Raw genomic sequence first — 15049 nt, 5'->3', positions numbered from 1 at the left:
AAATCGTTACTTATTGGATGCTTCTTCAATTTCTTTATATGCCCAATGACCAGGTACGACATCCGGCCATCTTTGCGGGCTAGCCTGGTTCTCTGGCACACGATTCAGCACGCGATTGAGAATCGTTACAGCTTCGGCACGAGTCAACGCTTTCTCTGGCTGGAAGGTGCCGTCGGGATAACCTGTCATGTAGCCTTTTGCAACAACCGCTGCAATGATTGGAGATGACCAGTGATCTCCCCTCACATCAAAAAAGGCAGTGCCCCCTCCCGCACCTTGCAAGGCCTTGTACTTGTAGATGACCGCGGCTATTTCCGCTCGGGTAATATTGGCCGATGGGCGGAATGTCCCATCTGGGTAACCGCTCATCATACCCACTGCGCTTGCTTGATGAATCGGATTTACTGCCCAGTAGTTGTCGGCTACATCGAAGAACCTTCCTTTATTCACAGAAGACTGGCCCACCATTTCAGCGTTCAGTAAAATGGCAGCCATCTCCGCACGTGTCACCGTGCGATCCGGTTGAAACGTTCCGTCAGGATAGCCATTGATATAGCCACGTTGGCTCTTACTTTTTAGATTGGTTGCAGGGAGAACCACTTTCTTATCTGTAGGGCTACCGCCAGTGAAAAAGATGGTTGTCGGCGTGTTATAGGAACCCTTTCTACTGTCTTTATCCCGCTCCCGATCCCGGTCTCTGTCTCGATCATCATCCTCTAGATTTCTCCATGCTTTTCTCAAATCGTACAGAGCGTCATCTACTTCAGACTGCGTAGCATGTGGATCGTCAATGACATCCCACGCTTGTTCAAGCGCATCTTCCAATTTGCGCCAGCTTGATCTGGTGTAGTCGTCTTCATCCAAGTCTTTGTCCTCGATCTCTTCCACTTTGGCTCTCAATTCTCTTTTATAAACCGCGTCATCTTGTCTCTTCAAATCTTGTCTCGCTTTGATCAGTTTCTCAAGGGCTACATCTACGACAATCTGGCTCGCATGCGGATCATCCAGCACAAAGTAAGCATTCCCTAGTCGATTCTGCAGCTCTTTCCAACTGGTCCTCGTGTAATCTTTTTCTTGCAGCTTTTCCACTGCAATTTCCTCTACTTTCGTTTGCAGTTTACTCTTGTCGACTGTACCTTCCTGCTTCTTCAGCCCTTCTCTTGCTATGACTAACACGGACAAGGCACCATCGATTTCTGCTTGGGTGACGTTTGGCTTCGTCAGTACGGCTTTTGCAGCATCCAACGCATACACAAGCTTGCTCCAACTGTCGGGCGTATATTTTTCTTGGATTAAATTCTCGGCGTTAATGTCATTGACTTTTCCTTGTAAGTGACGAAGATCTACAGTGGATTCTACCGCGGCAGGTGTTTCCTCTGCACTTGCTGCTTGGCTTACAGGCACGAATATGGATGCTTGGAAGATCAAGCAAAAGAGGCTAAAGAAAACAAGACTCATTACTGCTCTTGGAAAACGTCCCAATTCCCATCCTCCGTTCTTTACGATGATCCATCTGATCATCTTTTTCCAATCGTTAACATCATATGATGGAGACCGATAAGAGGATTCATATTTTTAGAGGCCAAGAAAAACAAAAAACCAAGTAGCCAACAGAGCAGCTGCTTGACTTTTATTTTCTGGTGCTAAGCAGAAATAGGTTTTTCTGGGCGTTGCTTTGTCTTGCCGGAGAGCGAAAAATTCGTCCACATACGCAATAGTCGTTCCACTGGGCCATAACGAAACCGTTTGAGATACAGCGGGCTTAAGAAAAGCTGTCCCACATAAATCACGATCGCTAATCCGCAACCAGCCAATACCCCGATCTTTCCGAACCATCCGAGTCCATAGCCATAGAAGATCGTCGTACAAATGACGGTTTGCAAAAGGTAATTCGTTAAGGAGAGTTTCCCCACGGCCTGAAACCTTGGCAGCCAAGTTGATTCCGTGCTTCTGGAAAAGAACCAAACAAAAGCGAAAATGTAACCGATGGCAAGGATGGTTTCCCCCGTTATATCACCGACACCACTCCACCAACTTCCCGGCAGATACACATGTAGCGCTTTTAACAAAAGTCCCGCTGGCAAGAAGATCAGCATGTTTCGGAGATATGAGGTTCGTTCTTCCTCTGGCTTCTCGAACCACCTGCGCTTCGCAGCATACATCCCAAAAAGAAACATGGGTGCGCTCATAAGTGGCGCAATTAACAATAAAACAAACATCACGTATTCTGGCAAACCAAGCGGATCTTCACTGCTTCTGTGTTGCACGATCTCGTCGTATGTTCCCGTGCCATACACGGTCATGGTTTTGACCACATAAGCTTCCATACGGGCTGGATCGGTAATACTCGCAGGATCATTCGGATCTTCTGGAGCAAGCCCCATTAAGCTGATGAGGCAGAGTAAGACAATCCCCCAAATGAGCAGTGTTTTCGGTTTGCGGTTTATGAACAGCAACAGAAAAAAGCCCATCATGCCATAAAACCCTAAGATATCCCCTTCCCACAGGAAGTACGAATGAAGGAAACCAAGTCCGATCAGCATCAAAAACCTGCGGGTAAGGTAGCGTTTTTGCTTCAAACCTTTGGCAGCCAAGCTTTGCTGCATCTTGATCATGCCAAAACCAAACATGAAGGTAAAAATCGGCATAAAGCTGCCTTCCACAAATATTTTCACAAGCTTATAAGCTGTCATTTCATAATTGGGGAGGGCGTATAAATCCATTTCTTGGCTTCCCCATATCCCATACTGGAAAATCAGCATATTCGCCATCAAAATCCCTACTAAACTAAATCCCCGCAAGCCATCGATGATGCGAACGCGGTTCTGCTTTAGCTCCATGACTATCACCTCAAGCCTGATTGTAACGAGCTAAGCTTAATGGCTTCTAAAGAACACCTTATCGTTTCCTTAATTTTACATTCATCATTGCTTGCGTATCGTGGACGATCAGACGCTCGCCAGGAAGGTCTCTTCTCGCTACCATCCGAATTAGAATCCCATCTAGGCACTCCCAACCAAATCGTGTTGAATTAGTTGCAACGGTTGGTGTTCGGGGGATTACTGGTATTGCACAAATCCTCTTCCGCGTATTTCGTGATGGTAGAGAGATTTTCAACACCCTCCAAGGTATAGAATCTACTGGTTCTGAACAAAATCGATCGAAATGTAAGAGCTGGTACCCATATTTACACAGTAACCGCAGAAAACCGAACGGCAAATACCAGAGCTAATGTTGTGGGTCCTGTTACGTTTAGTGGACTAGCAGTAAAAACGAGACCGAGAACCTGAATGCGTTAAAAAGCACCTGAATAAGGTGCTCAGAGTGTTGAGAAAGTCCCCTTTCGCAAAAAAGGGGACTTTCTGTGCCAGTTTAGGGGGTACAAATATGTCTCCCCACCTTCGTAAAACGCCTTAGAAGCGAATCTAGAAGGTCAAAATTTTTTATCTTAATCCGAGAAATCCAGACTGGGGGTTTCTCGACAGCCTGAGCACCTGAATAAGGTGCTTTTTTTAGCACATACGCTGATTCTTTTTCCGAAAACTAGCAACAATTTTGTCGATCAAACGTACAACTCTTATAAGATACATAATTTAACAATGTAATCGAGGTGTTAACAAGCATGGAAGCATCAATCTCAATGGTCACCTACCGCCCTGAGCTGGCCGCAGCGGTCGCAGATATGTGGAATGCCAGCCGAGATAGCTGGGGAGGCGGAAATTCGATTACGACAGCCGAACAAATCAGACAAGAAGAAGCAGCCTCTGACGCTATTACTGTCTATCTCGCAATGGAAGGTGAAACGGTCGTTGGTTATTGCAGCCTGGCCGAATATCGGGAAGATACCGGTGCCCTCTACATCCCGTTGCTCAATGTACGTCCCGACTATCACGGAAAAAAAGTCGGCCGGATGCTGCTTTCATGTGCACTGGAGAAAACGATTGAGCTCGGCTGGCCGCGACTTGATCTGTATACGTGGGCAGGAAATACGAAGGCTGTTCCGTTGTATAAGAAGTTCGGGTTTTTCTGGGAAGACCGGGACGACGCCACCCATCTGATGAACATGATTCCTTCTGTGCTCCGTACCGAAGCGATCGCCCACTATTTTGAGGAGCTTGACTGGTATCAGGACTCTACGCGGGAGATCGTCGTTGAGCCGGATGGACGCAAGGAAAACGGCTTTGATTACTTCACATACTCCTGGGCAAAAGGAGAAAAGAGCTTGCGCGTGGAGTTTGAGCGGCGGGGTCGAGGCATGCACCTCATCGAAACGGAAGATTATCTCGTGTCTGCCGAAGTGGAAAAGCTGGAGCTGGTCTTTGGACGGGAGTATCAGATTCACTACCGGATCGTCAACAAATCAGGCAAGCCGTTACAGATTTCGTTAAACGGGCAACCGAGCGACACAATCCGCTTTGATTATCAGCACGAGCTAGCTGTGACAGGTGAAACAACGCTGTCAGCAAACTTTTTTGTCGATCCAATCACAGAAGAGCAAAGCATCTGGCGCACGCATCCGCGTGTTTGTACCCACCTATCGATCAACGACAAGGCAGCTCTGTTTGAGGTAGGAATCCTTCCCAAGTTTCCTGCTAGCCTTTCCTTGCATGTACCTGGCCTCTCCTATCCGGGACAAACAAAGTTATTTTATTTGGACGTAGAAAACAACTTTGCGGAAGAAGCCGAATTTTCATTCGAGCTGCCCTCTTGCCCATTTTTCAGCTTACAAGAGCACCGTCACATACTGAAACTGTCTGGCAAAGAGCGCATTTCGCTTCCGCTTAACGCTGCCCTGTATGAACATAGCTTTTACGAAGCCAACGTACAGGTGGAGGCAAAGCTCGCAGATGGCAGATCGGTTTCTTTTGCCAAAAACATCGGAGCTGCCTTTACAGGGCTTGGTGCGATGGTGTCGGGAGAAACGGAACAGGCTTGGCAAGTTCACCATGGCCGCCATACGCTCTACTTAACCAAAGAAGATAATGAGATGACCGTTGTCGGCGGGACAGGTGGGGAGCCAACTAACTTCCTCTATCCCAAGCTCGGCAAACCGTTTTCCAGCGAGTTCTCGAAGAAGCGTGCCGAGAAAGTTGAGTTTATCGTGGAAAAGGGAGCAATCGGCATCCGTGCAACGTATCGCTCCGGGGCATACCCGCAAATTGCACTGGTTAGCAAAACGCTCCTGTTCGGAGATGGTACCGTTGAACACGGATTGGAGATAGAAAACCACTCTGCTGACAAGCTGGCTGCTGAGCTCTGGCTTAACCAAGGATTTAGTCACAGTTTTCATCGCCCTATTGTGCCGTATCAAGGCCGTTATGTTGAAACACCATCCTCCTATGGCAGCGATATGGATTATTGGGATGCAGAGTTAGTCAGTGAAAACTGGCTGTTTACACAGGATGAAACGGCCCCATGGGGAATGTGCTGGCCTCCTGAATACCGTTTTGACATTCAAGGCTGGTATGTCACACTGGAAACCAATCTCGGCATGCTTGCCCCACATGAAAAAAAATCGTTCGGTCCCTTCCACTTCTCGCATGGGGGTTATGCTGACTGGAAAGAGTTCCGTGCCTTTGCCCGTAAAGAACCTATGCCAGCAGACCTGATCTTGACCTCTCACCTGGAGTTGAGCACTAATGGGCAAAATCCGTTTGTCACAAGCAAAGAACTAGATATACAGGTGAAAGAATACAAGCAGCAGTATTTGGACGGAGAACTGATCGCATCCCTTTTGAGCGAGTCAGCTTCCGAACAAACGCAGAGCTTTACAGAAGATGAGGAAGAGACGGAATCTGGCTTCTCCTTTAAGACGTCGGAAAAACCATATGACCTCGTGCAAGTAGAGGGACGTTTTGCCACGCATGTGTCGCATTTGCAGAGCGCGATCTTCCCAATCGGTCAGGGCAAGGTCATACAGGAGCAAACAGTGGAAGAAGGACAGCAGGTCTATATCGCCGACAATGGACGATTGCGGATCAAAGCCGCTCCAGATTTTGCTCCGACGCTCTACTCGCTCACAAGCAATGGGCAGGAGTGGCTGGACAGCGCCTTCCCTGAGCGGAAGCCGAAATCTTGGTGGAATCCGTGGACTGGTGGAATCGGCAACTATATGGAGGAATTAAGCGCGTTTTCACTGGTTAAGGAAGAGCGTACAGCTTCCTTTGTCGAGCTAATCGACAGCAAGCAAAATGCGTGGCAGGGAATCAAGGTGAGCTACCATGTGAAAAAGCAGGAGAAGTATCGCGGGTTGACTTGCCATCAGTATTACTTGCTGCTTCCAGGAGTACCTGTCCTCTGTCATACAGTAGAGATCGAACAAAATACCGGAACGTACTTTGCTGGCAAGGAATTAGCCACTGACATCTTTTTACAGACAGGAACCGAGGACGAGGCGGTATGGCTGAAAACCGTTGGTACGAATGGCGAGGAGCTCAGCTACAAGCTGGCACAGGGTGAATTGGATGTCCTTGAAGTTTCCGATTATGTCCTCGGGCGAGCTTCCAGCAAGGATCAGATGCATATCGTTACTGACCTCGATACTGAGGACCTCCAAGTATACGCAAACAAAGAAGTGGCCGTAGCTTCTGTCATACGCGAACTGAATCTGCCAAACAACAGCACTACCTTTACTCCGCCTATCTTTTTCCTGTTTGCCGAGAACACGCTTCCTTCCAATGCCTTATCTGACTTACGGGCGATACGCTTTGCCAAATAAGGGAGGGCTTCACAATGAAAATCATTGATGCGCACATGCATTTATCCCATATCGAGGAATTCAAGCGGACAGCAGCAGAAAAGTCGTTTGTCGATTACTCCGTCGCTGGTCTCTTGCAAGAATATGCCGAGAATGGCGTGGTCCTTGGGATAGGCATGGGCTTGACAGAGACTCAGCCAGACGGCTTTCCCGATGTGGAAGCTGTCACTCCCATGGGACTAGACCTGACAGACGAGTTGCCGCCACCGTTCGTCTATTGCTTGGGAATCAACCCATTTAAGCTGGATGAAACGGCAGTGGCACGCTTGGAAGCTGACCTGCAAAAGCCCAACGTGGTCGGGTTGAAAATCTATCTGGGCTACTATCCCTTCTACGCCTACGATAGCGTCTACGATCCCATCTATGCGCTCGCAGCCAAATACCAGGTACCTGTCGTCTTTCACACCGGCGATACGTACTCGGAGCGCGGGCTCTTAAAATACTCCCACCCTCTTACACTGGACGAGGTGGCTGTGAAGCATCGAGACGTTAATTTCATGATGGCCCATTTTGGCGATCCATGGGTACTCGATGGGGCAGAAGTCGTTTATAAAAACCGCAACATGTTTGCAGATCTCTCCGGCTTAATGGTCGGTGACGTAGCCAATTGCAAGCGACTCGCGGACTCCCCTCTATTCTTCTCCCATCTGCGACACGCGATCACCTATTGTGATCATTACGACAAGTTTTTGTTCGGAACAGACTGGCCGTTGGCACCAGTGAAGCCGTATATCCAGTTTGTACAAGAGCTAATCCCAGCCGAGTATCACGAGGATGTGTTTTACAAGACAGCATTGAAGGTGTTTCCCAAGATCAAGCCGTTGGTTGAGTAAACGATACAAATCCCATGTCTCTTCCTCTCGAAGAAGCATGGGATTTTTCTTGTCTGTGCCCCCTTTACAGGAGTCCCCCTCGCATTTGTTCAATAAAACTTCTTCTATTTACGACAAAAAACGACAGTTTTCGTATTATGATAATATATGCGAGTTTGCTTATACAACATCAGTAACGGACAACCATGACCGAAAGCTTTCGCTAGTAAAGATAGAGCAAGGTTTCTACTACAATGGGGGAGGACATGTTTCCTTGAAGAAAAAAATTGCCTGGGTTACAGACAGTACCGCACTCATACCTGATCACATCATGGAAGAGCATGACATCTACGTCGTTCCACTGGAGATTATCTTTGAAGATGGCACTTATGAAGACGGTATTGATTTAGCGCCTGAAGAGCTTTATCAAAAAATTGTGCAGGCCAGTTATGCTCCCAAAACGTCGCAGCCTTCCTTAGGAAAATTTGTGATGCTCTACGAACGATTAAAGGAAGAGTATGAATGCGCGATTGCTGTCCACCTCTCCTCTGATCTGAGTGGGACCTACAATACTAGTGTAACGGCAGCCAAGATGGTAGACTTCCCTGTCGAGCCGGTAGATTCCAAGCTGATGTCGTACCCGATTACCTCGATAATCTTAAACGGAATCGAGCAAGCCAAAGAAGGAAAGGGCTATCAGGAGATTGCGGCTTCCTTGCGCGAGGAATACAAAAAGTTTGAGAACTATATCCTGGTTGGCAGTCTCGACCAGTTTTACAAGGGCGGCCGAATGACCGGTTTGCAATATTTCATCGGCAATCTGCTTCAGATCAAGCCGATTTTCCAAATTAAAGATGGATTGTTTGAAGTATATGAAAAGGTTCGTACCGAAGGGAAAGCGGTCAGACGCATGCTGGAACAGCTGGAGAACGCCAAGCAGAATTACTCCGTGAAGCACGTGCAGATTTTGCATGGCAACGTCTTGGAAAAAGCGCTGGAACTGAAAGAGAAAATTCAGAGCAAGTACTCCGATGTCGAGGTGTTGGTTGGACCCATCAGTTCTACGATTGGGGCACATGCTGGGATGGGGACGCTGGCGTTGGCTTGGCGGAATGAGTAGGAGTTAAATGGGGCAGTCTCACATGCCGATTTTTTCGGCAAAGAGCTGCCCCCTTTGTCTTTCATTTTGGCACAATTTCATCATGTTCCTACCTTGATCACTACATTCCCCTTCTTCCGCCCTGTCTCCACATACCTATGTGCCTCCGATACTTGTTCCAGCCAATAACGTCTATCAATAACCGCTTTTATCTGCCCTGCCTCCATCAGCTCTTTAAGAAAATCCAAATCCTCCGTTCGCACCTTTGCAATCCCTTGCCCATCCACTGTCAGGAATAACCCGTTGGGCGCCAGTGCTTTTACGCAGTGGGACTTCGTTACTTTCCCAACCGCATCAAATACAATATCATACCGCTCTTCTTTTTTCGTAAAATCCTCTTTCGTGTAATCGATGACGTAATCGGCTCCCAACGATTTCACCAAATCTAAATTGGCAGAGCTACATACCGCTGTTACCTCAGCGCCAAAATACTTGGCAAGCTGTACCGCGGAGGTCCCTACCGATCCAGAAGCGCCGTAGATCAGCACTTTTTGCCCCTTTTGAAGCTTTCCTTTTCGAAAAAAATGCAAGGCGGTCGTTCCCCCAAAAGGAATCGCGGCGGCTTCTTCATGTGTTACATTTGTCGGTTTTAACCCCACGATTGCGTTTTCATGCAGACAGATGTACTCTGCATGCGCACCGCATCGCATCCCACTTAATGCATAGACTTGGTCGCCTGTTTTAAATCGCTTTACATGTTTTCCAATCGCTTCGACTTCCCCAGATAGCTCTACACCGAGAATAGGATTTCTCGGTTTGGTGAGACCGAGCACGATGCACATGGGAATCCAGAGCAAGAACGGACTTTTGAAGGCTCGTATTCTGCAGTCTCCAGATGTAACTGTTGTTGCATGAATTTTTATCAGGATTTCATTATCCTTGAGAATAGGCTTCTCTACTTCTCTTAGCTCCAAAACATCTGGTGATCCGTATTTCGTGCATACCACGGCTCTCATTGACATCCTCCTATCCACTTTGCCATGAGTATAGCGGGAGCACGGTATTGGTATACAGATACTTAAGTATTGTTTTGGAATTTATAACAAGCCCAACTGGCGTGCCCGTGCGACTGCTTCCGTACGCCGCTGTACCTGCAGCTTGTCAAAGATATTCCGGTTATGCCCTTTCACCGTGCTGAGTGCGAGGAACAGCTGCTGGGCAATGTCACGATTCGATAATCCTTTTTCGATGAGCTGCAAAATTTCAAGTTCTCGCTCACTAAGTGGCTCGATCAGGGAATTAGCATGGTGGGACTGATTCGAGTTGCCCCCTTCCCTTTTCGGCTCTTCCTCTTTCCATTCCGCAAGCAGCTTTTCTATATAGCTTGGCATCGTTCCATGAACTACCGCATCACACAATAACCTTTTCATCGGGATACCTTCGTCGACAAAAGTACGGATGAAGCCACCGGGCTCCGCTATTACCAAAGCGTCTTTCACCATTTGCGCAGCTTTTGCTTGATCTCTATGCGCATGCAGAACAACGGCTAGCAAAAGCATGATCTTGAGTTGTTCATCCTCTAGCTGTTTTGCCTCTGCCTGCGCGAGTAATGGTTCGAGCACCGCAAGTGCTGCGGACGTCTCTCCCTGAGTCAGAAGTACACGGGCTTGGAGAATGGGAAGGTCGTGCTTTTGTGCTAACCGGGCTGCCGCTAGCAGGTTGTCCTGCTGAAGTAATATAAGGACTTGCGCTTCCACAATAGGGGGCATCTGCATGACAAAGCAATGCTCGCGAGCCACATACTCAGCATTTGCAATCATGGCAGCCGCTCCATTAACGTCTCCTTGTGCTAGCTTCAGTCTTGCCAGAAACACCTGCGTTGCCACGATTCTGTCCGTTTGTTCCAGTTGACGTGCTAATTGAATAGACTGTTGACCATGATGCTCCGCTGTATGCAAGTCGTTCCATTCATAAAAAATCCGGGCCAAGCCCAGATGAGCTTCGCAAGCAGCTGGTAAGGGAGGGGAACCAGCCAATTTTCGTACATGCTGATAAGTCTCAGCCGCCATATGGAGCTGATTATCTGCCTCCTGTAGCTTCGCTAGTCCAAGCGTAGCCATCATGGTGATCACGACATGGCCAATCTTCTCACTGATCGATAATGCCTCATGGTAAGCCTTGCTGGCTGCGAAACGATTCCCTTGAAGGTGATAGGCATACCCCAGCGACCATGTAGTGGCTGTGCGGACAGGCAAGTTGTCAGGGTTCAAGTAATCCAACGCTCGCTTAGCCTCGACCATGATGTCGTCTGATTGGTGCTTGCTCACAGCCAATGTAGCGCGTATGGCAGCGATATGCCCAAGAGTATCTCTGGAACTGGCATCTTGCTCCAAACCTTGCAGTGCTTTTTCGGCGGCTAGCAGTTTCGGTTCAACGCCAGTCATTTGACCAGTCATCAGCAAGGCAGAGGCGTACATCACCCAGAGCGCGGGCCTTGCATCCAACTCCTCATGTAGTAACGACTCCAGCCAGTCCAGTACAGGGATTACCCCTCCACGAAAGAGCAGCGGCATCCTCTCTCCTTCCACCAGTCGCGCTGCTCGTGATGTATCATTGGCGGCCACTGCATGGTGAAAAGCTTCCATCTCCAGACCATTGTCTTCATACCAAATGCTTGCACGGGTATGTAATTCCGCGACGATTCGCTCGCCCTCTCCTGTTGTCGATGAAAAATGCTGACGGAGCCTCTGCCGCAGTAAATCAGCAAAAAGATGGTGATAGCGGTACCAACGCCGCTCGCTGTCCAGCGGGACGATAAACAGATTGGCACGCTCGAGGAATTCTAACGTTTCCTGGCCTGAACCTGAACAGATATCACTTTGGCCCAAAACGGCGTCACAAAGAGGACCGGACAATCGGTCGAGGATGGATGTATGCAGCAAGAATGCTTGAATGCTTGCAGATTGCTGGGTAAGCACTTCTTCTACCAGATAATCGAGGATAAAATGGTGACTGCCGGAAAAAGATTGAAGGAAGGTTGCGACATCTATTTGTTCTTTCATGGAAAGAGCGGCTAACTGTAAACCGGCAATCCAGCCTTCTGTGCGGGTTTCGAGCAGGGCGATGTTTTCCGATGATAGTTCTATCCCCATCACCTTCCCCATAAATTCAGCTGCTTCCGAATAAGTAAAGCGCAAATCGGATGCGCGTACTTCATTCAATTGATTCTGCACACGTAACCGAGCGATAGGCAGACGTGGTTCCTCGCGGGTCGCAATTACCAAATGCATCTGTGGGGGCATCCGTTCAAGCAGGAGAGAGATGGCATCGTCGAGTGGCCCCGTTTTCAAAACGTGGTAATCATCGAAGACAAGAATAAGAGGGTTGGGTATTGTAATTATTTCATGAAGCAGAGTCGTGATCATTAATTCGATTGGTAAGGGTTGAGGAGAATGGAGCAAAGGAACTATGCCCGATCCAATATTCGGGTCAATATTTCGCAGAGCTGTGTAGAGGTATGTGAGAAAACGCGCAGGGTCATTATCCCCTTCATCCATGGAAATCCAGGCGAAGGGTCGATCACCGCTGGCGAGCCATTCACTGACAAGCGTCGTTTTACCGGAGCCTGCTGGTGCTGAAATGACCGTCAGTTTACGGTTTAGGCCCTCGTTTAACTGCTCGATCAGTCGAGGACGGCTAACGATCTTCAACCGTGGCGGAGGCATATACAATTTGGTGGTTACAATTGGAATCGTCATAAAGAAATTATATGGATCGCCGTCTCTGAGCGTCAACTCTGTCGACTTTTTGATTTACTCTCTGCTTTTTTCAAGTTGCTCGCTACTCGGAATTGGACGACTTTCCTAATCAGATCATAAGATAAGGGCTGATCGATCGGAAATTTGACTCCTCTATTCCACCAGGAGATGGATAAAAACCGATATCCCAAACGTACATAACACAAAAAAACACGCCGAGCTGGCGTGTTTTCGTTTTGGTGGCAAGGATGCTATTTCGTTATACGTATTCCAATAGCCTCCACGAGCTCCCTCGTTGTCTTGGGAAGATTGGATTTCAGAATGGAATTGATCATGGGGCCCTTTACACCATGGGCGGTGATATCCAGACACCCCGTCATTTTCGTCCGCGCCTCCCCCAATGCTTTTGCTTGGAAGTAGCCATGCCCAGTGAAATTCCCGCTGATCCCCGTCAAAGTAAACCTCACCTCGCTCGGAGGCGTCCATTCGGTGATATCCACTTGCAGGCTGATCGTTTTCTTCAAGATGCCGATATCGCCTGTAAACGTCCAAGCGACACGTCGTTCATTGATTACCTCGTGGCTGATGTAGCCAGGTACCAGTGGAACCCAATTCTCCACTATACTCACAAACTGCCATACCGCCCCGATGGGCAGGTTCAGCTCCACATCATGTATTCCTTGAGGCATGATTTGCTCATTCCTTCCCCCAGTGTTCTTTGGTATCTTGTTATATTTATTGTTGGAACATGGGAGATATTTCAGGAATATGGCGAGTTAATCCCACCAAAAATACCACACATCCTGTTTCATTAAATAATCGGCGTAATGCCCTAATGAAGGAAACTCATCCAAGACGTACTGACAAAAGATGAAATGCTCTTGTGCCAGCTTTAGGGCCTCCTGGTAGGTCTGAGGTCTTGAACCGGCTTTAAGAATCCAAGTATCCTCTGTCACAGCGAGAATCTTGATCCCATACGCATCCTGCCAGTGCTTTACGATAACGGACTGGTAAACGGGTAATGGACATTCATTATAGCCGCCCATTGGAATCCACAACGGTGCTTCATAACCAGATGCTAGCGGCAGTTCCATGACAATCAAGGAATCATCTTCTAATCGATCCTGCACCCATTTTTCACTTATGAGAAAGGACTCCATCTCTGTTTCACTGAGTTGTTCATTGATTAGCTCATGACCTTCCCATATAAGGGAATATGCCTTATAGATTTCTTCAAAGTTCTTCCCATCCAAATTTTTCACCTCGGATGAAATGTCTGTATACAAAAGTCGAGATTTTACAATTTTCCGAAAAGCATCCTCCACAGATAAACGATGAACTTCCTCTAGTTGGTTATGTACATAATCAGAGAGTGACCCCTCTTCGTCCACCGCTTCTTCTATCATCTCTAGTATATTATAGCTAGGCAGAACCAAGATGCTGTGCTTATCTACCCTTGTAGCAGGTACCGAGAAATCTTCCGCAGAAACCACTTCTATGTCACATTCCTTTAGGTAATTCGACAACTCTTCTACCATCGTCACACCTCTTTTTTCTGTTGTTTTGTTCAAATCATAGGATTACTCATCTATTTTACTTCAATTTCCATATACAGTGGAAATGAACAAAAAGCAAAAAGAAAAATGCTTGGCTTCCCAAGCATTTATGATTTGGCCAGAAACTGTTCTGTAAAGATTTTCAGCAAATATTCGAGTGTGATCGGATCACTGTATGTAGAAGCTTCCGTGTCAATCTCAATGATGCGATTTTGTTTGACAGCGGGAACGTTTTTCCATGTCGCGGATTGCAAGAAATCATTGGTACTACCATTTCTTCTGCTGAGGACGAGATAATCACCAGCATAGTCAGGAATCGCTTCCAACGATAGCTTATAGTACCCAGGACCGAGAACGTCCTTTTTTACTTTGTCCGGCATGTTTAAGCCCATCGCTTGATAGAGGATTTCCGTACCACGCGCCCAGTTATTCCCGAAAACATAAAAATCTTTCGTGTCATACTCGAAGACAGATACCGTTGCGTTTTCACCGATTTTCGCTTTAATTTGTTCACCGGCTGTTTTTGCACGGCTCTTGAAATCATCCATCCACATCTGGGCTTCCTTTTCCTTGTTCAACAGCTTGCCAATCTCCAACTGTTGAGACAAGTAATCCAGTTTGCCCCATGTAAACACGACAGTCGGCGCAATTTTGCTAAGCTGATCAAGATTTTTCATTTCTGATCCCGCCACAATCAGGTCAGGTTTCAGGGCAAGGATTTTCTCCAAATCTGCATCCGATACGACTTCCACATCTTTTAATTTTTCTGTAAAAAGCGGATTTTGCTTCGTCCATTGATCGACTCCGACAAGTGTACCTTCCATCGATACAATATTCGGGGCATTTGTAAGTCCGATGATTCGTTTCGGTTGTGCAGGAACCTCGACAGGTCCTTTTTCCGATTGGTAAATCACTGTTCCCTCTTTCGTTTCGTTGCCTGCCGCTGGTGTCTCTGGCTGTGCAGGTTGAGCTTGTTGAGACCCACAAGCGCTAAGCAAGAGCATGAACATGAGAATGACAGGGATGACTGCTTTTTTCATGGTGAGCGATCTCCTTAACTCCTGATC

Annotated in this window: 10 protein-coding genes and 1 pseudogene; 4 read left to right on the top strand and 7 right to left on the bottom strand. The window is 47.5% G+C overall.

From position 1 onward, the window contains the following. Nucleotides 1-6 precede the first annotated feature (6 nt). Both ACM6JA_RS18660 and ACM6JA_RS18655 read right to left on the bottom strand, forming a co-directional pair. Complete coding sequence (locus ACM6JA_RS18660) at nt 7-1458, bottom strand: S-layer homology domain-containing protein (protein WP_414853529.1); 1452 nt, start codon at nt 1456-1458, stop codon at nt 7-9. Nucleotides 1459-1643: 185 nt separating this feature from the next. Next, on the bottom strand, nt 1644-2840 hold the full coding sequence (locus tag ACM6JA_RS18655; RefSeq protein WP_414853528.1) for a DUF418 domain-containing protein: 1197 nt from the start codon (nt 2838-2840) through the stop codon (nt 1644-1646). 83 nt (nt 2841-2923) lie between these two features. Here ACM6JA_RS18655 and ACM6JA_RS18650 point away from each other — a divergent pair. From ACM6JA_RS18650 to ACM6JA_RS18635, 4 genes and pseudogenes are all read left to right on the top strand, one after another. After that, nucleotides 2924-3290, top strand: a pseudogene (locus tag ACM6JA_RS18650) (exosporium protein C). Nucleotides 3291-3622: 332 nt separating this feature from the next. Further along, the gene (locus ACM6JA_RS18645; RefSeq protein ID WP_414853527.1) at nt 3623-6718 is read left to right on the top strand and encodes a GNAT family N-acetyltransferase; all 3096 of its coding nucleotides are present in this window, start codon (nt 3623-3625) and stop codon (nt 6716-6718) included. Between the two features lie 14 nt (nt 6719-6732). Next, complete coding sequence (locus ACM6JA_RS18640; RefSeq protein ID WP_414853526.1) at nt 6733-7590, top strand: amidohydrolase family protein; 858 nt, start codon at nt 6733-6735, stop codon at nt 7588-7590. A gap of 253 nt (nt 7591-7843) precedes the next feature. Further along, on the top strand, nt 7844-8689 hold the full coding sequence (locus ACM6JA_RS18635; protein ID WP_414853525.1) for a DegV family protein: 846 nt from the start codon (nt 7844-7846) through the stop codon (nt 8687-8689). 80 nt (nt 8690-8769) lie between these two features. Here ACM6JA_RS18635 and ACM6JA_RS18630 read toward each other — a convergent pair whose 3' ends face one another. The 5 genes from ACM6JA_RS18630 to ACM6JA_RS18610 form a co-directional block, all read right to left on the bottom strand. Then, entirely contained in the window at nt 8770-9684 is a 915-nt protein-coding gene (locus tag ACM6JA_RS18630) for an NAD(P)-dependent alcohol dehydrogenase (RefSeq protein WP_414853524.1), read from the bottom strand. Between the two features lie 81 nt (nt 9685-9765). After that, complete coding sequence (locus ACM6JA_RS18625; RefSeq protein ID WP_414853523.1) at nt 9766-12426, bottom strand: LuxR C-terminal-related transcriptional regulator; 2661 nt, start codon at nt 12424-12426, stop codon at nt 9766-9768. 251 nt (nt 12427-12677) lie between these two features. Beyond that, nucleotides 12678-13115, bottom strand: coding sequence for a CoxG family protein (locus tag ACM6JA_RS18620; RefSeq protein ID WP_414853522.1), 438 nt, complete (start codon nt 13113-13115; stop codon nt 12678-12680). Nucleotides 13116-13202: 87 nt separating this feature from the next. Continuing rightward, nucleotides 13203-13997 carry a DUF4253 domain-containing protein gene (locus tag ACM6JA_RS18615; RefSeq protein WP_414853521.1) on the bottom strand — a complete coding sequence of 265 codons (795 nt, stop codon included), beginning with the start codon at nt 13995-13997 and terminating at the stop codon, nt 13203-13205. Nucleotides 13998-14089: 92 nt separating this feature from the next. Then, nucleotides 14090-15022 (bottom strand): iron-hydroxamate ABC transporter substrate-binding protein, encoded by a 933-nt coding sequence (locus tag ACM6JA_RS18610; protein ID WP_414853520.1) that lies wholly within the window; start codon nt 15020-15022, stop codon nt 14090-14092. Nucleotides 15023-15049: the final 27 nt, after the last annotated feature.

It is taken from the genome of Brevibacillus sp. IT-7CA2 (assembly GCF_949767855.1).
Lineage (GTDB): Bacteria > Bacillota > Bacilli > Brevibacillales > Brevibacillaceae > Brevibacillus.
Note: the sequence above shows the minus strand (reverse complement) of the source record. Positions and strands in the feature narration are given on the sequence as shown.